The following is a 16,989-nucleotide window of genomic DNA, read 5'->3' on the forward strand; positions in this document are numbered from 1 at the left end:
CCCGCTTAAAAGCGGGTTTTTAAAGTATTTTGAAAAGAAGCTAATTTACTTCTTTTTCTTCGCTTTAGGGTTTGGCAGGTCAGTAATACTTCCTTCGAAGATTTCAGACGCAAGACCAATAGACTCATTAAGCGTTGGGTGAGCGTGGATAGTCAATGCTACATCTTCAGCATCAGCACCCATTTCAATAGCTAGACCAATTTCACCAAGCATTTCGCCCGCGTTTGTACCAACCATTGCGCCACCGATAACACGGCCCGTTTCTTTTTCGAAGATCATCTTGGTCATACCGTTAGTTGCATCAGATGCAATTGCACGACCTGAAGCAGCCCATGGGAACGTTGCTGTTTCGTAGCTTACGCCCTGTTCTTTCGCTTCTTTTTCAGTTAGACCAACCCAAGCAACTTCTGGCTCAGTGTACGCTACTGAAGGAATAGCACGTGGGTCGAAGTAGTGCTTCTGTCCAGCAATGACTTCTGCAGCAACGTGACCTTCGTGAACCGCTTTGTGCGCAAGCATAGGCTGACCTACAAGGTCACCAATTGCAAAGATGTGGTCAACGTTAGTACGCATTTGCTTATCAACATTGATGAAGCCACGGTCGTCAACGTTTACGCCAGCTGCATCTGCGCCAACTAGCTTGCCGTTTGGCTTACGGCCAACAGCAACAAGTACTTTGTCGTAGCGTACTGGCTCTGCAGGCGCTTTCTTGCCTTCAAACGTTACATATAGACCATCATCTTTAGCTTCAACCGCAGTAACTTTGGTCTCAAGCATGATGTTAAACTTGTCTTTGTAGTCTTTCATGAATACTTTCATGATGTCTTTGTCAGCTGCTGGAATTAGCTGATCTAAGAATTCAACCACATCGATTTTTGAGCCAAGTGCTTCGTATACTGTACCCATTTCTAGACCGATGATACCACCGCCTAGCACTAGCATTTTCTCAGGAATGTCTTTCATTTCCAGCGCGCCAGTTGAGTCGATTACGCGGTCATCTTCTGGGATGAACGGTAGGCTTACAGGCTCAGAACCCGCAGCGATAATCGCTTTTTCGAAAGTAATAGTAGTAACGTCGTCACCATTTTTTACTTCTAGGGTATTTGCACCAGTGAACTTGCCGTAGCCTTGTACATGCTTGGTTTTACGCATTTTAGACATACCGCCAAGACCGTTTGTTAGTTGGCTAACAACACTGTCTTTATATTCGCGGATTTTATCTAAATCGATGGTAGGCTCGCCAAACGTAACACCGTGGCTTGCAAGGTGCTTCGCTTCTTTCATCACTTTTGCAACGTGAAGAAGGGCTTTTGAAGGGATACAGCCAACGTTAAGACAAACACCACCAAGCGTGTCGCGTGAGTCTACGATAACTGTTTCAATACCTAAGTCAGCCGCACGGAATGCTGCTGAATAACCGCCAGGGCCGCCGCCCAGTACCACCAATTGCGTTTTAATTTCGCTCATTGTGAACCTCAATCCTGTTCTTGTAGGGTCATGCTATTACTTTTACGTAATAGCATAACCTAAATGCCACCAAATGGGCTTATAAAATCGTCGAAAATGTTACTGATATTGTAAACTTTTTCGACCTTTTACTTAAAGTATGATTCTGCGTAAGTCAGTTAGGTTTGCAGCAACCTCAGTAGAGAATCTTGCACCTACCGCACCATCGATTACTCGGTGGTCGTAAGACAGGCTTAGCGGCACCATTAAGCGCGGCTCAAACTCTTTACCATTCCACTTAGGCTTCATCTCAGACTTAGACACACCTAATATGGCGACTTCTGGTGCATTTACAATAGGCGTAAACGCCGTGCCACCAATACCACCTAGACTAGAGATGGTGAACGTTCCACCCTGCATGTCAGCCGCTTTAAGCTTGCCTTCACGGGCTTTCTTAGATGTTTCAATAAGCTCTTGAGACAGCTGCTCAATACCTTTCTTATTCACGTCACGAATAACAGGTACAACAAGGCCTCCCGGTGTTTCAACCGCAATACCAATGTTGATAAACTTCTTAATGATTAAGCTCTCGCCGTCGTCAGACAGTGATGAGTTGAATACTTCGTATTTCTCAAGCGCTTTCGCTACCGCTTTCATAACGAATACTAGTGGTGTGATCTTAAGACCAGACTTAATTTTCGCGTGGTACGCGTTTTGCTCTTTACGGAATTCTTCAACTTCAGTGATATCTGCTTCGTCGAACTGCGTAACGTGCGGGATAGTCGCCCAGTTACGGTGTAAGAAGGGTCCAGAAATCTTTTGAATACGAGAAAGCTTTTGTTCTTCAATCTCGCCAAACTTGCTGTGATCAACAGGCTTAACCGGAACGATTTGAAGTACGTTGTCGCCCGCTGGCGCACTGCCTGAAGCTGCTGCTGTGCGAGGTTTCGCAAGCTCAGCTTTCACATAAGCCTGAACGTCTTCTTTTAGAATACGGTTTTTAGGGCCAGAGCCGTTAACTTGAGTCAGGTCTACACCAAACTCACGCGCAATACGGCGAACCGAAGGCGACGCATGTGCTTTACCTGTATTCTTGGCTTCAGGCGCTGCAGGAACAGGAGAACGGCCTTGAGAGGCTTCTTGCTGTGACGCTTGTTTAGGTGCTTCTTGCTTAGGCGCTTCAGCAGGCTTTTCTGCTTTAGGTGCAGATGGTGCCTGTTCAGATGAGCCGCCGCTAGTTTCTAGCTTAACAACTAATGTGCCTTGCTTAACTTTATCGCCTGTTTTGATAAAGACTTCTTTAATGGTACCTGCGTGCGTTGAAGGTACATCCATGGTCGCTTTATCAGTTTCTAGCGTAATTAGGCCGTCTTCTTTTTCAACGGTATCGCCAGCTGATACAAGCACATCGATAACGTCAACTTCACCGTCTTCACCAATGTCAGGCACGGCTACTTCAATGGTTTCGCTACTTGCAGACGCAGCAGGAGCTGACTCTTGCTTTTCGCTTTCCTGCGCAGCCGGTGCAGATGCTTCAGAAGAAGCTTCGCTAGACGCCGACTCACTTGAAGACGAACCTGAGCCCGCTACTTCAAGCTTAATAACAACTGTGCCTTCTTTCACTTTATCGCCAGTGCTGATAAATACTTCTTTCACCGTACCTGCGTGTGTTGAAGGTACGTCCATCGTTGCTTTATCGGTTTCAAGGGTAATAAGACCATCTTCTTTTTCGATGGTGTCGCCCGCTGAAACCAATACGTCGATAACGTCAACTTCGTCGTCAGAACCGATATCTGGCACTGCAACTTCAATCACTTCGCTGCTGCCAGACGCAGCAGATGCTGCCTCTGACTTGCTTTCTTCTTTTGGTGCTTCTTCTTGCTTAGGCGCTTCTTCTTGTGAAGCGTTGTCTGAAGATGACTCTTCAGCAGCGCTATCACCGGCACTATCGCCACCTGCAACTTTCATTTCACCAATCACATCGCCTTCTTTGATTTTATCGCCTACTGATACAGACAGGCTTACAATCTCACCTTCAAATGGTGCTGGGATGTCCATTGACGCCTTGTCACTTTCTACAGTAACAACGCCTTCATCGGCTTCGATGTTGTCGCCTACGGCAACACATAGCTCGATAACTTCAACTTCGTCACCGCCTACATCGGGTACGATAATCTTTTGAATATCTGACATATGTAAAATACCTTATCTGGCTTACGCGTAAAGTGGGTTAAGTTTTTCAGCGTTAATATCAAAACGCTTAATGGCTTCTGCTACCACTTTCTTCTCAACGTCGCCGCGCTGAGCCAATTCGTAAAGTGATGCAACCACAATGTATGACGCATTAACTTCAAAGTGAGTACGCAAGTTTTCACGGCTATCACTTCGACCGAAACCGTCTGTACCTAGGCAGCGGTATTCAGTTTCAATGAACGCGCGTACTTGGTCTGAGTAGTTCTTCACATAGTCAGTGGCAGAAATCGCAGGACCCGCGTCTTTCGTAATTACCTGACCAATGTAAGGTACTTTTTGCTCAGCTTCTGGGTTTAGCATGTTCCAGCGTGCAACGTCCTGACCTTCACGGGCTAGTTCGTTGAACGAGGTCACAGAGTAAACGTCAGAAGATACGTTGTAGTCTTCACACAGAATCTGTGCCGCTTTACGTACTTCGTTTAAGATAGTACCTGAGCCCATTAGCTGTACGTTAAGCTTAGACTTGTCGTTTTCAACGCGCTCAAGCTTGTAAATACCTTTAATGATTTGCTCAGCAACATCATCACCTTCTGGCATTGCAGGGTGCTGATAGTTCTCGTTCATTAGTGTTAGGTAATAGAAGATATTTTCGTTGTTACCGTACATGCGACGCAAACCGTCTTGAACAATAACCGCTACTTCATAACCGTACGTTGGATCGTAAGTAATACAGTTAGGAATTAGGTTCGCCTGAACGTGTGAATGACCGTCTTGGTGCTGTAGACCTTCACCGTTAAGCGTAGTTCTACCTGCTGTTGCACCTAGTAGGAAACCACGTGCTTGGCTATCACCCGCTGCCCATGCAAGGTCACCAACACGTTGGAAACCAAACATTGAGTAGTAAATGTAGAACGGAATAGTGGTTGCGTTACACGTTGAGTACGACGTACCTGACGCTACCCACGATGCCATTGCACCTAGCTCGTTAATACCTTCCTGCAGTACCTGACCTTTCTTATCTTCACGATAGTAAGCCACCTGATCTGCATCTTGAGGAACGTATTTCTGACCTTCGTTGGCGTAAATACCCACCTGACGGAACAAGCCTTCCATACCAAAGGTACGGGCTTCATCAGGAATAATTGGTACAACACGCTTACCGATTTTCTTATCTTTCAACAATGCGTTAAGTACACGTACAAACGTCATGGTTGACGATACTTGACGGTCGCCAGAACCTTTTAAAATAGCATCGAATGCGCTTAGTTCTGGAACTTCTAATTGCTCTTCGGCCTGTTCGCGGCGAGAAGGCAGGTAACCACCTAGCGCTTCACGACGTGCGCGAAGGTATTTCATTTCTTCGCTGTCTTCGTCGAACTTGAAGTATGGTAGTTCTTCAATTTTCTCATCAGCTACTGGAATGTTGAAACGGTCGCGGAACTGCTTGATTGATTCAACGTCCATTTTCTTCACGTTGTGCGCTACGTTTTGCGCTTCACCTGAAGAACCTAGACCGAAACCTTTAACCGTTTTAGCAAGGATTACTGTTGGACGACCTTTGGTATCGATGGCTTTTTGGTAAGCTGCAAATACTTTAACTGGATCGTGACCACCACGGTTCAAGCGCCAGATGTCATCATCAGACATATTTGCTACAAGCGCCGCTGTTTCAGGGTACTTGTTGAAGAAGTTCTCACGGGTGTACTTACCGCCTTTGGCTTTACAGTTCTGGTATTCACCGTCTACTGTTTCACCCATAAGCTGAATCAGCTTGCCAGATTTATCACGAGCTAATAGTTCATCCCAGTAACTACCCCAGATTACTTTCACTACTTCCCAGCCTGCGCCGCGGAACGTACCTTCAAGTTCTTGGATAATTTTGCCGTTACCACGTACCGGGCCGTCTAGGCGCTGTAGGTTACAGTTGATAACAAACGTTAGGTTGTCTAGGCCTTCACGAGAAGCAAGACCAATTGCACCCAAGCTCTCTGGCTCATCACACTCACCATCACCCATGTAGCAGTATACGCGCTGACCTGAACAGTCTTTAATACCACGGTTAGTTAGGTACTTAAGGAAGCGTGCTGTATAGATAGCTTGAAGTGGACCAAGACCCATAGATACGGTTGGGAACTGCCAGTAGTCTTTCATCAAGTGAGGGTGTGGGTAAGACGACAGACCATCGCCGGCACACTCTTGACGGAAGTTATTTAACTGCTCTTCAGTTAGGTTGCCTTCCATGAAAGAACGCGCGTAAATACCAGGAGAAATATGGCCCTGAGCGAAAATAAAGTCGCCGCCTTGATTTTCATTAGGCGCTTTAAAGAAGTGGTTGAAGCCTACATCGTAAAGCATAGCCGATGATGCGAAGCTACCAATGTGGCCACCAAGCTCTAGGTCTTTTTTCGATGCACGCAATACAATCATTAGTGCGTTCCAACGAATAGCGGCACGGATGCGCGCTTCGATGGTCAAGTCGCCAGGCATTTTTGGCTCTTGCGCTGCAGGGATAGTATTGATGTAGGCAGTAGTAGCGTCATACGGTAAATGCGCTCCGCTGCGACGTGCTTTATCAATAAGTTTTTCGAGTAAATAGTGGGCGCGTTCTACGCCTTCCTCTTCTAAAACCGACTCAAGCGCATCAATCCACTCTTTAGTTTCTTGAGGATCTACATCTTGGTGCATCATATCAGACATGGTGCCATCCTATTTTTTGCTTATATAGAAAATCCTCCCTTAGCATTGCCTCTATCTTAAAGGCGCTAAAAGAAGGAAAACTAAATTACGTTGTACTCACAGTGACCCAATCTGGCTCACCTGCTTTTGCAGTGGCACAGGAAAAACCTGACCGGCCTCTGCGAATGAATAGCTATCTAGCCCTTATTACGAGGGTAAGACTAGGTAACTAAATCTCTAATCGTCGCAATGCGCGCTGCACGCGAGTATCGCGTTGATTAATGGTTAATAGCGTTTTTTCAATAAACGCTAAATGCGTGTTACATGCCTGGCGGGCAGCTTCAGGGTCGCGAGAAGCAATAGCTTCTACAATTTCACGACGCTGCTTCGCGATGTCTTCCACCGCTTCAGGGTGCGCAGCCAGCATGTCAAAGTTTCGTTCAATATTGTCTACCAGCATGCTTTGCATGGTGCTCATTACGTGTAACAGCACCATGTTATGTGATGCTCTTGCCATAATGATGTAGAACTTTCCTAGCGCCTCGGCTTGAGCACGTTTACTTTCATGTGCTTTGGGCTTAGGTACGTCATTTAATGCTTGCTTCAATGCTTCATAGTCTTCAGGTTGACCACGAAGTGCCGCGTAATATGCCGCCATTCCTTCAAGGGCATGACGAAATTCAAGCAAATCGAATTGAGTTTCAGGGCGCTGGCTTACAAGGTCCATCAGCGGATCTTTCATGGCTGAATTCAGGTTGCGATTTACGAACGTACCGCCGCCTTGCTTACGCTCTACCAGACCGCGCGCTTGCAAATTACCTATAGCTTCTCTTAACGAGGGACGTGACACATCAAACTCAAGCGCTAGCTCTCTTTCTGGCGGTAACTTTTGACCAGCCAATAGCGTACCGTCGAGTATCATTGACTCGAGTTGTTCGGTAATTACATCAGAGAGTTTTTTTCGCTGCTGACGCATGCGCTCAACGTATCCTTTTATTTTTACCAATGCTGCTATAAGAGCGGTGAATGTAAAAAATAATCACGGAAAATTTAAACACAAACACAATTGGTAATACCATTTTACCTATCTAGTTTAAGGCAGATCGATTTCGAGGTAAATACTCCCAAGCATAGCAAAGCCTATGCTATTTGCCGGGTGTTAAGCTTTATTGTTGAATTTGTTAAGAAAAGTATTCGCTTGCGAACTGGTCTGATGAGAAGCGGATAAGATATTAGGTTAAGCAAAGCGCCTGATCTACATACAATTAATAAATAGACCAAACGCTCCAATAAGTAAGATACTTTAGTAAATGTTAAAAATAATGATTATGCCAAGCTTCCCACAAGGGTTAGCGCTGCCGTTATAACAAGTAGAAAAATAACATTACGTTTTGCTAACTTTACTAGCACTTGGGGTTCAACCGCTGCATTTTCGGCCTGTAACTGCTGTTCGTCAGGAGTTAGCACCTCGGCTTTCGAGGAAATTTGCGTCAGCACATCGTAGGCAGGAACATCGAACTGAAGCGCGTGTTTTAACCACTCAGGTAACGCTCTTGAGAAGTGCCCCATCATCAACATGCCAAAGGCGGTAACACGAACAGGGATATAGTCGAGAGCGAACATCAACCTGCCCGCAGCAACTTTTAAAGGGTGATTAGCGTCACACAAAGCCTCAGTGGTGCTTCTACTCAGGCAGTAAAACAGTGCGCCTGGGGCGCCAAAGGCAATAAACCATAGCATCACTGCTGCGTAGTGCTGGTAGTTAAGCCAAGTAAGGTGCTGGCCAAAACTTTTACCTTCAGTGCCCGCACTGCCGTCGCTTTCAGTTTGACTTGCACAATGGCCCAGCTGGTCGGTGTACATACTACACGCCTGAAGGTCTCCTCGGTCGGCGGCGTTCAGGAAGTTTTTATAAATGCTCCTTAAGACCGGACAGCCAATGCATATGAACAACACTAAACTTTGCTCAATAAAGGTAAGGAATGCGCCAAGCAACCAGTACTCGATAGCACCTAGCACAAGTGCGGGCAGTAAAAGGTAAAAATAAAGCGCAGTAGACGATTCCTTCTTATCCTTATCCTTTCCTTCCTCATCCGTTTCTTGGAACTTGATTAACCCTTTATTTTGGAGAAAAGCTCGATATTGCGCGGCATACTTTTCAATATGCCAATTCGGTGTTTTTGTTATCAGTCGTTCAAGACTAAGAACTAACAACAGACTCATTAACATCATAGGTATTGCGTTCCTTTTTTCAGTTTCCTAGGTCGAGTAGTGTTCTATAACCCAGTCACGCGCATTCTGTATCTTGCCCAATCGAAAGCAACACCGGGATCTGTTTTACGCCCCGGCGCAATGTCATTATGACCTACAATACGCCCTAAAGTGATCCGAGGATAGTGTCGTGTAATAAAATCAGTGAGCTCGCCAAGCGCTTTATACTGCGCATCGGTAAAAGGCAGTGTATCGGTGCCTTCCAGTTCAATACCAATAGCATAATCGTTGCAGCGACTGCGGCCCTGGAAGCTTGAAAGGCCCGCGTGCCACGCCCTCTGTTCAAAGGGAACAAATTGTTCTATTTCACCCGTTCGATAAATCACACAATGGGCGGAGACTCGCAAACCAGAAATCTCTTGATAAAAAGGATGATCGTCTGGGTTGAGCGTGCCGGTAAACAATTGTCGAATACCTGGCGTACCAAACTGTGAAGGCGGCAGTGAAATATTATGTATCACTAAAAGACTGACATCGGTATCGTCAGGGCGATCATCATAATGTGGACTTTGGGTGTACTTCGCTTTGTTATAAAGCACCATAGAAATTGCTTCGGTAATTGATTTTCTGTTTTATAGCCTACATTGTATAAGGATATAAGTGTATAGGGTTATAAGCGCTACATGCCGGTGCTAACTCAATATTTTATGCCACTGCTGTAATCGGCAGCCTTTATAAAAGCATGATTGGTAAACAGTGCCTCTCTGTTATTCGTAAGGCAGTTATCAATAAGGTAAAAACATGAATGAACAACAAGACCCGACAGCGTCAACGGGTAAATGGATGGTTGCCCTTGCATGGATTTGCGGTTTCGGTTTACTTGTTTTTGTCTTCTCTGACTTACTTGAAAAACAAATAAACCCGAACAGCGAGCCCACGTCTGAACGCATTGGTTCACAGACTGAGGTACGCCTTAAGCAAAATCGCCAAGGGCATTATGTAACAACAGGTTATATCAACGGTGAGGAAGTGGTATTTCTTGTTGATACGGGTGCCACTGATGTAGCAGTTCCCGCACACTTAGCCAACAAACTCCAACTAAAAGCTGGGCGAGAAGGTTTAGCCAGCACTGCCAATGGCGTAGTGAGGGTTGCCGAATCAACAATTGACACATTACGCATTGGCGAAATTGTTGTGCGTAATGTAGACGCAAACTTAAACCCCGGTATGCAAGATGACCATATACTGCTAGGAATGAGTGTTCTTCGCCAATTAGAGTTTACTCAGCGCGGAGAATGGTTAATATTGCGTACCCTTTGAATATATAAATAGCATAGATAAAAGCGATGAAAATGACATCACCAGATATGCAGGCGATCCGAGAACAAGTATCAAACGCGCTTGTAGAAGATCTTGGCGGCGAATTAAATGCTGCAAACGATATTACCGCAAACCTGATAGATGAGAGCGTTACAGCAAAAGCGACCATTATTACTCGCGAGCCTTGCGTGGTTTGTGGAATCGCTTGGGCTAATCAAGCATTTGCGCTTATTGACGAGTCAGTGTCGCTAACCTGGCATGTGGAAGATGGGGACAAGGTTGAGGCTGATACGGTATTAGTTAGCTTGGAAGGCTCTGCTCGCGCTATATTAACAGCCGAACGTACAGCGCTTAACTTTCTCCAGACACTTTCTTCAACAGCTACAGTGACGGCTTTTTATGCCAAATTTCTAGCCGGCTCTAACACTAAGATTTTAGACACCCGCAAAACCTTACCCGGACTGCGCTATGCACAGAAATACGCGGTACGTTGTGGCGGCGGTCAAAACCATCGCGTTGGTTTGTTCGATGCATTTCTAATTAAAGAAAACCACATTTTTTCTTGCGGAAATATCGAAAAAGCAGTGAGCCGAGCGAAGACCATGATGCCGGGCAAGCCTGTTGAAGTAGAGGTTGAGAGTCTAGCTGAATTTGAACAGGCCCTTTCAGCGGGTGCCGATATTGTTATGTTGGATAATTTTACTAACGAACAGATCCAACAGGCAGTAGCGCTTAATAAAGGCCAGTGTAAACTGGAAGTATCAGGGAACATTACTGATGAACGACTGGCATCACTTGCACAACTAGGTGTGGATTACATTTCATCTGGCGCCTTAACCAAACATGTTCAGGCGATTGATTTGTCGCTTCGAATTACTCTGTCGTAGTAGCGCAGTTTATAAGGCGTTTTAATCAGCTAACTTGGTGTCAACACCTTAGTTAGCCGCTAAGCAAAAAGCGTGAGTTGTAGTATGATCAAAGATACTAGAACTCACGAATATCCCCAGTTATTTCTCGTCATGTTTTTCTGTGTATAGAGTGATATACGTAGATAAGTCATTAACTTTTATACGAAAGTACAAGTGATCGCGCCTGCCATAGCGCAGCTATCCGTGTCATACTGCAAAAGCTAGACATACGTATATTTGCCTATACTTGTCAGTGACAAATAAAATTCTATACTGAGTATCAAGTACCAGGGGCGTTGAAAAGGACGACTCGGGTATAAACGTCAATTTGAATTAGATTTTAAACTTTACGTGTTATACACGTCCCGGAGAAAAACCATGATGAACATGAATAACAAAAACCAAAAAGGTTTCACCCTAATCGAACTAATGATTGTTGTAGCAATCATCGGTATTCTTGCAGCAATCGCATTGCCTGCTTATCAGAACTACACGCAGAAAGCGAAGTTTACTGAAGTAACCAACGCCACTGCTGCTGCAAAGACTGCGGTTGAGATTTGCGCGCAGACACTTGGAACAGTGACAGGTTGCACTAGTGACAACAATGGCGTGCCTAAAGATGTTACAGCTGGCGCAGACATCGTTGGTGTTACCACGTTGAACGGTAAAATTACTGCAACGGCGTCAACAAACTCTAAGATTACTGACGACTCTGGCAATGCTGCGACATTTGTACTTGAACCTACGTTTTCAAACGGCCGTGTGACTTGGGATTCGACATGTACTCCTGGCTCACTTTGCTAATCTGTTTTTTATAAAACAAGCCCAGTTAATTCTGGGCTTTTTTCTATATATTAGAACCACACACGAGAGAAAAATATGGCGAAGGCAGCTATAGTATTTACTTGGCAAGGAAAGGACAGAAATGGCCAAGCTAGAAAAGGCGAAATTTCTGCCACCTCGCTTTCTGAAGCCAAAAATCTTTTACGTCGCCAGGGCATTTCCGCCAATAAAGTAAAAAAGTTAGCTAAGCCATTATTTGGTGGCGCAAAAAAAATAAAACCCGCTGATATTTCTGTTATCTCCCGTCAAATCGCGACTATGTTGGCTGCAGGTGTGACCCTTATCCAATCTCTTGAAATGATTGCACAAGGCCATGCGAATCCGTCAATGCGGAAATTACTGGGTGAAATAACTGAAGAAGTAAAATCGGGTAATCCACTATCTTCAGCACTGCGAAAACACCCCCTTTATTTTGACGACTTATATTGTGATTTAGTGTATACGGGCGAGCAGTCTGGTGCGCTAGAAACCATCTACGACCGAATTGCGACATACAAGGAAAAAGCTGAAGCACTAAAATCAAAGATCAAAAAAGCGATGTTTTACCCTATCGCGGTTTTGGTTGTTGCTTTTATTGTTACAACTATTCTTCTTATTTTTGTTGTACCTCAGTTTGAAGAAATATTTAGCAGCTTTGGCGCTGAACTCCCAGCGTTTACTCTGTTTGTACTCGCTATTTCGCGTTTTGTACAAGACTACGGTATTTTTATTGCCATGGGCGTGGCAGCCGCAGGCTTTATGTTTGTTCGTGCACACAGACGTAGCCAAAAGCTGCGCGATAGCGTCGACCGCAATATTTTAAAGATTCCGGTTATCGGCGAAATACTTAAAAAAGCTAGTATTGCCCGATTTACCCGAACCCTTGCAACTACCTTTGCAGCAGGTGTTCCGCTAATAGGTGCTCTTGAATCTGCCGCGGGTGCATCTGGTAATGCAGTTTATCGCGATGCTATTTTGTACATACGTAAAGAGGTAGCAGGCGGTATGCCGATGCATGTGGCCATGCGTGCTACCCAAGTATTCCCTGACATGGTGACGCAAATGATTGCCATTGGTGAAGAGTCAGGTGCGGTTGACGAAATGCTGAGCAAAATTGCGACTATTTATGAAGCAGAAGTTGACGACATGGTAGACGGTTTAACCAGCTTGCTTGAACCTATGATCATGGCTGTACTAGGCGTAGTTATCGGAGGCTTGATTGTGGCCATGTACTTGCCTATATTCGAAATGGGTAACGTGGTATAACTTGCATATATTGCTAGCTTTGTGATTATTAGTTTTACGATTGCTAGCTCTGTAAATGTGAACGATTTGGGCGTCGCTTTTTAGTGGCTCCCATACACCAGGTTTAACACCCGACTTTTCCAACCACTATTATAACTAGAAGACCTGCACTTCATGGATGCCATAATAACGCTTAGTCAGCTCTACCCTGCTTTATTTTATTCTCTTGTTTTTTTTGTAAGCTTAATGGTGGGCAGTTTCCTAAACGTGGTGATTTATCGCCTGCCTATTATGATGGAGCGCAGCTGGCAGCAAGAGTATGAAAGCTATTTTAGTGATGGCGCAAGTGGCGGTGAAAGTAACGGCGCCAACATATCTGCCGATGAAAAGTCCCCCGTATCCACAGATACGTTTAACCTAGTAAAACCAGACAGCACCTGCCCAAGCTGCGGCCACAAGATTCGCGCGTGGGAAAATATCCCGGTTATCAGCTATCTGTTTCTCAAAGGCAAATGTGCCAAATGCAAAGTAGGCATTTCAATACGCTATCCGCTTGTTGAGCTTTTCACAGCTATAGCCTGTACCTTCGCAGCGTATCAGTTTGGCGTGACTTCCCAGGCAGTGTGGGTGGTAATCTTCACCTATGTGCTTGTTGCGCTGCTGTTTATTGACTTAGATAAAATGTTGCTACCCGACCAGTTAACACTGCCTTTGCTTTGGCTAGGCTTACTGTTAAGTACACAAAACATATTTGTTGGCACTACCGATGCCATTATCGGTGCTGCAGCCGGCTATTTAAGCTTATGGTCTGTTTACTGGCTATTTAAATTAGTTACAGGTAAGGAAGGCATGGGCTATGGCGATTTTAAACTGCTCGCTGCACTTGGGGCATTTACTGGCTGGCAAGGCTTGCCTGTTATTATCTTGCTGTCTTCATTTGTGGGTGCCATTGCAGGCATACTCATTATGGTCATTCAGAATAAAGGCAAATCGTTAGCAATTCCTTTTGGCCCCTATTTGGCCGTGGCAGGCTGGCTAACCCTACTTTACAAAGAAGAAATCATTACTGCCTATCTTAATGCAGTGCTATAAACCCAAATGCTACTTAGTCTTAAGTAACGCTTTAACTTCAAGGCTTAATGATTATGGATAAACAAAACGCGTTCGTAGTGGGCCTGACCGGCGGTATAGGCAGTGGTAAATCGGCTGCTACTGCTATTTTTGAAAAACTCGGCATTGATATTGTTGATGCTGACGAAGTTGCGCGTGTCGTAGTTGAAGTAGGTTCAGAAGGCTTACTGCATATTGCCGAACATTTTGGTGAAAGGATTTTGCTAGAAGATGGAAGCCTTAATCGCGCCGCCCTTCGCGAAAGAGTATTCGCCGATGCAAAAGAAAAACATTGGTTAAACGGCTTGCTCCACCCCCTTATCCGCTCTCGAATGCAACAGCTAATCAGCGAGTCGACATCGCCCTATTGTATTTTATCCGTGCCCTTACTTGTTGAAAACAAACTGACCGAAATGTGTAACCATGTAGTGGTGGTAGATTGTCCAGAGACATTGCAGCTTGAACGGGCATTAAAACGGGACGGTAGCACAGAGCAAACTATAAAAAGTATTATGGCTTCGCAGGCTACACGTAAAGAACGTATTGATGCGGCAAATGACGTAATAGATAACAGCACGACCTTGGAAGCGCTCGCCAGTCAAATATCAACTTTACACCAAAAACTACTCAGCCTTGCTTCAATGTAAACGTAAGTGGTTTGCACAATAGCAAACCGCTTCTAGCTCTACTTTTCATATCTACCGTTGCCGTCTGGCTTTTCTTCTTCTCACTTCTACCTAACTCTTGTGATTAGCTCTTCTGTTTCGTTCTTCTGTTTTCATATGAGGCCTTACCATTCTTCTCTTATAACGGGCCGCCCCGGTCAACAGAGTTACTTTTTGAAACTTTTTTGAACAATCAAAGTCAAAGTAAGCATTTGTCGAACAAGTAGACTTGGCTTCAAAGCCTTGATGCTTTAGGCTTGCTGTTATTCGCAGCACTACAAGGTCGTAGTGCTGTTTCTCTAAGTCTATGTGTTTTAAGGGGTTCCATGGGTAGCGCTGTATTCGAGTTTCCACTAAAGGAAAAAGTACGTAACTATTTACGTGTTGAGCAGCTGCTTGGTCAACTTAAAATAACCGCCAAATCAGAACACACGCACCTTCAGCTTGTGTTTTTTGAACAACTTTTCGAACTGCTCGACCTAATAGAAAGGCTCGATCTTCGTTCAGATTTAACCAAAGATCTTGAAGCTCACGAAAAGAATTTAGTCTATTGGTCAAAACACCCCAAGATAGACAGTACGGCGTTAGAGCAAGCGTTGAAAACAGTACTTACTTTAAAGCAAAAGCTAAAGACAGATCGCCGTTTTGGTAGCGCGCTAAAAGACGATAAACTGCTTAGCGCCATTAGACAGCGCTTTGCCATACCCGGCGGCGCATGTAGCTTTGACCTTCCTAATTTGCACTTTTGGTTACAGCAGCCGCTTGAACAGCGTCAAAACGAAATTGCACAATGGTTAGAGACTTTAGGGCTTCTTGACGATGCAATTGCGGTTAGCCTATCGTTTATCCGTGAGCGAGGTCAGTTTGTAAATGTGGTGGCCGAGAACGGCTTTTACCAAGGCGCTGCGGAAGATAAAAACGAACTGATACGCGTAAAGTGCAGTGTAGATGATGGCTACTACCCAACCTTAAGTGGCAACAAATACCGTTACGCCCTACGTTTTATGTTGTTTTCGCCGCAAGAAGGCCAAGCTGGCGCAGTGGAAAACAGTATTCAGTTTCGTTTAGCGGCCTGCTAAACTCCGCCTTTATTCAATATTTTTCGTCTTGGGTACTTTCTTTGTTCATAGTTCATAGTTCATAGTTCATAGTTCATAGTTCATAGATTGTGCCGCCAAGACGTATTTCACTGGAGTCTATTATGGAAGTGAAATGTCCTATTTGTGCCAAACAGGTTGTTTGGGCGCCAACCAGCGAATATCGTCCCTTTTGTAGTAAAAAGTGCCAGCTTATTGATTTAGGTGAGTGGGCTGCAGAAGACAGAAAGATTGCGGGTAAGCCTGCAGAAGACGCCACGCCTAAAGATATTGATGTGGAAGAAATCGAGGCGATGTTGGCGCAGCAGTCTGATGACTTTTTTAAACACTAATTTTGTAGCCGCATTTTCACACTAGTAAAAAGGAATAATAATGTTTAACTCTATCGCGCTTGTTGGTGGTACTCATGGCAATGAAACCAGTGGTATTCAGCTTATTAAAAACTGGCAACAGTTTGGGCTACCTTCGCGATTTAATGAGCTAAACGTTTCATTGAACATAGCTAACGAAGCTGCTCTAGACGCTAACGTGCGGTTTGTAGAAGAAGATTTAAATCGGCAGTTTACCTTTGAGCGCTTATCAAATGACAACACCGCTAAAGAAGCCGTGCTTGCTAAATCATTGAATGAAAAATTCGGTCCGAAAGGTAACTCAAATACCGACTTTGTTATTGATATTCACAACACCACCAGCGAGATGGGCGCCACGCTAATTATTCTAGAAGCGGATGAATTTCACGTTCAGTTAGCACGATTTGTTAAACAACAAATGCCCGAAGCGAATATTTTGGTGGAAGACGAAAAGCCTTATCTTGAACACGGTTATTTGTGTACTACCGGTAAGAAAGGGGTAATGATTGAAGTGGGCGGTCAGCCTCAAGGCGTATTAAGAGAAGATGTTTACCTTTTAACACAAACTATGGCCGAGGCTATTTTAGATTTTTGTGTAGCCTATAATAACCAAAAGATAGAAACAGACGCACTGCCTGCGTGTGAAGCCTTTCGCCTTGGTGAAAACGTCGGCTTTCCATTAGATGGAAATGGCGCGCGTACCGCGATGATCCACCACTCATTGCAAGACAATGATTTTAAGCCTCTATTACCCGGTTCTCCCATGTTTAGAACTTTTGACGGAAAAGATATTCTCTGGGACGGTGAGAAAGAAACCTACCCTCATTTCATTAATGAAGCGGCGTACTTCAAGCTGGACGTTGCGTTCGCTACGGCCCAGCGCATTACTCTGTAAGGATAAGGCGTTGGTTTCGTTAGCCCCTCGGAAACTTGCCACAGTGTTTGA

At 44.8% G+C, this 16,989-nt stretch carries 15 protein-coding genes; 9 read left to right on the forward strand and 6 right to left on the reverse strand.

The annotated features are described in order from the left end of the window. Positions 1-45: 45 nt before the first annotated feature. The 6 genes from lpdA to ampD form a co-directional block, all read right to left on the reverse strand. Positions 46-1,467 (reverse strand): dihydrolipoyl dehydrogenase, encoded by a 1,422-nt coding sequence (gene lpdA, locus PCAR9_RS14640; RefSeq protein ID WP_118492851.1) that lies wholly within the window; start codon positions 1,465-1,467, stop codon positions 46-48. 132 nt (positions 1,468-1,599) lie between these two features. Further along, positions 1,600-3,639: a pyruvate dehydrogenase complex dihydrolipoyllysine-residue acetyltransferase gene (gene aceF, locus PCAR9_RS14645; protein WP_179984241.1), complete on the reverse strand. Its 2,040-nt coding sequence runs from the start codon at positions 3,637-3,639 to the stop codon at positions 1,600-1,602. Between the two features lie 21 nt (positions 3,640-3,660). After that, positions 3,661-6,336, reverse strand: coding sequence for a pyruvate dehydrogenase (acetyl-transferring), homodimeric type (gene aceE, locus PCAR9_RS14650; protein ID WP_179984242.1), 2,676 nt, complete (start codon positions 6,334-6,336; stop codon positions 3,661-3,663). A gap of 208 nt (positions 6,337-6,544) precedes the next feature. Then, on the reverse strand, positions 6,545-7,291 hold the full coding sequence (gene pdhR, locus PCAR9_RS14655) for a pyruvate dehydrogenase complex transcriptional repressor PdhR (protein WP_020744112.1): 747 nt from the start codon (positions 7,289-7,291) through the stop codon (positions 6,545-6,547). 350 nt (positions 7,292-7,641) lie between these two features. After that, positions 7,642-8,547, reverse strand: coding sequence for a beta-lactamase regulator AmpE (gene ampE, locus PCAR9_RS14660; RefSeq protein ID WP_179984243.1), 906 nt, complete (start codon positions 8,545-8,547; stop codon positions 7,642-7,644). 44 nt (positions 8,548-8,591) lie between these two features. Next, positions 8,592-9,128, reverse strand: coding sequence for a 1,6-anhydro-N-acetylmuramyl-L-alanine amidase AmpD (ampD, locus tag PCAR9_RS14665; protein WP_179984244.1), 537 nt, complete (start codon positions 9,126-9,128; stop codon positions 8,592-8,594). 199 nt (positions 9,129-9,327) lie between these two features. Between ampD and PCAR9_RS14670 the strand changes: the two genes are divergently transcribed. The 9 genes from PCAR9_RS14670 (at position 9,328) to PCAR9_RS14710 (ending at position 16,938) form a co-directional block, all read left to right on the forward strand. Further along, entirely contained in the window at positions 9,328-9,846 is a 519-nt protein-coding gene (locus tag PCAR9_RS14670) for a retropepsin-like aspartic protease family protein (RefSeq protein ID WP_179984245.1), read from the forward strand. Between the two features lie 32 nt (positions 9,847-9,878). Then, positions 9,879-10,733: a carboxylating nicotinate-nucleotide diphosphorylase gene (gene nadC, locus PCAR9_RS14675; protein ID WP_179984246.1), complete on the forward strand. Its 855-nt coding sequence runs from the start codon at positions 9,879-9,881 to the stop codon at positions 10,731-10,733. Positions 10,734-11,132: 399 nt separating this feature from the next. Continuing rightward, complete coding sequence (locus tag PCAR9_RS14680; protein ID WP_179984247.1) at positions 11,133-11,558, forward strand: pilin; 426 nt, start codon at positions 11,133-11,135, stop codon at positions 11,556-11,558. Between the two features lie 75 nt (positions 11,559-11,633). Further along, positions 11,634-12,842: a type II secretion system F family protein gene (locus tag PCAR9_RS14685; RefSeq protein WP_179984248.1), complete on the forward strand. Its 1,209-nt coding sequence runs from the start codon at positions 11,634-11,636 to the stop codon at positions 12,840-12,842. A gap of 153 nt (positions 12,843-12,995) precedes the next feature. Further along, entirely contained in the window at positions 12,996-13,913 is a 918-nt protein-coding gene (locus PCAR9_RS14690; RefSeq protein ID WP_179984249.1) for a prepilin peptidase, read from the forward strand. A 53-nt stretch (positions 13,914-13,966) separates the two neighbouring features. Continuing rightward, positions 13,967-14,578, forward strand: a complete 612-nt coding sequence (gene coaE, locus PCAR9_RS14695; protein WP_179984250.1) for a dephospho-CoA kinase — start codon at positions 13,967-13,969, stop codon at positions 14,576-14,578. Positions 14,579-14,922: 344 nt separating this feature from the next. After that, the gene (zapD, locus tag PCAR9_RS14700) at positions 14,923-15,675 is read left to right on the forward strand and encodes a cell division protein ZapD (protein ID WP_179984251.1); all 753 of its coding nucleotides are present in this window, start codon (positions 14,923-14,925) and stop codon (positions 15,673-15,675) included. A 122-nt stretch (positions 15,676-15,797) separates the two neighbouring features. Further along, the gene (yacG, locus tag PCAR9_RS14705; RefSeq protein ID WP_179984252.1) at positions 15,798-16,025 is read left to right on the forward strand and encodes a DNA gyrase inhibitor YacG; all 228 of its coding nucleotides are present in this window, start codon (positions 15,798-15,800) and stop codon (positions 16,023-16,025) included. Between the two features lie 40 nt (positions 16,026-16,065). Next, complete coding sequence (locus tag PCAR9_RS14710; protein ID WP_179984253.1) at positions 16,066-16,938, forward strand: aspartoacylase; 873 nt, start codon at positions 16,066-16,068, stop codon at positions 16,936-16,938. Positions 16,939-16,989 lie beyond the last annotated feature (51 nt).

The sequence above is a fragment of the Alteromonas macleodii genome (genome assembly GCF_903772925.1).
GTDB lineage: Bacteria > Pseudomonadota > Gammaproteobacteria > Enterobacterales > Alteromonadaceae > Alteromonas > Alteromonas macleodii_A.

What these genes read in the sequence shown, in the direction of transcription:
- PCAR9_RS14690 (WP_179984249.1), top strand. Translation starts at nt 12,996, where the DNA reads ATGGATGCCATAATAACGCTTAGTCAGCTCTACCCTGCTTTATTTTAT.
- PCAR9_RS14680 (WP_179984247.1), top strand. Translation starts at nt 11,133, where the DNA reads ATGATGAACATGAATAACAAAAACCAAAAAGGTTTCACCCTAATCGAA.
- yacG (WP_179984252.1), top strand. Translation starts at nt 15,798, where the DNA reads ATGGAAGTGAAATGTCCTATTTGTGCCAAACAGGTTGTTTGGGCGCCA.
- ampD (WP_179984244.1), bottom strand. Translation starts at nt 9,128, where the DNA reads ATGGTGCTTTATAACAAAGCGAAGTACACCCAAAGTCCACATTATGAT.
- lpdA (WP_118492851.1), bottom strand. Translation starts at nt 1,467, where the DNA reads ATGAGCGAAATTAAAACGCAATTGGTGGTACTGGGCGGCGGCCCTGGC.
- PCAR9_RS14710 (WP_179984253.1), top strand. Translation starts at nt 16,066, where the DNA reads ATGTTTAACTCTATCGCGCTTGTTGGTGGTACTCATGGCAATGAAACC.
- aceE (WP_179984242.1), bottom strand. Translation starts at nt 6,336, where the DNA reads ATGTCTGATATGATGCACCAAGATGTAGATCCTCAAGAAACTAAAGAG.
- coaE (WP_179984250.1), top strand. Translation starts at nt 13,967, where the DNA reads ATGGATAAACAAAACGCGTTCGTAGTGGGCCTGACCGGCGGTATAGGC.
- nadC (WP_179984246.1), top strand. Translation starts at nt 9,879, where the DNA reads ATGACATCACCAGATATGCAGGCGATCCGAGAACAAGTATCAAACGCG.
- aceF (WP_179984241.1), bottom strand. Translation starts at nt 3,639, where the DNA reads ATGTCAGATATTCAAAAGATTATCGTACCCGATGTAGGCGGTGACGAA.
- zapD (WP_179984251.1), top strand. Translation starts at nt 14,923, where the DNA reads ATGGGTAGCGCTGTATTCGAGTTTCCACTAAAGGAAAAAGTACGTAAC.
- ampE (WP_179984243.1), bottom strand. Translation starts at nt 8,547, where the DNA reads ATGATGTTAATGAGTCTGTTGTTAGTTCTTAGTCTTGAACGACTGATA.
- PCAR9_RS14670 (WP_179984245.1), top strand. Translation starts at nt 9,328, where the DNA reads ATGAATGAACAACAAGACCCGACAGCGTCAACGGGTAAATGGATGGTT.
- PCAR9_RS14685 (WP_179984248.1), top strand. Translation starts at nt 11,634, where the DNA reads ATGGCGAAGGCAGCTATAGTATTTACTTGGCAAGGAAAGGACAGAAAT.
- pdhR (WP_020744112.1), bottom strand. Translation starts at nt 7,291, where the DNA reads ATGCGTCAGCAGCGAAAAAAACTCTCTGATGTAATTACCGAACAACTC.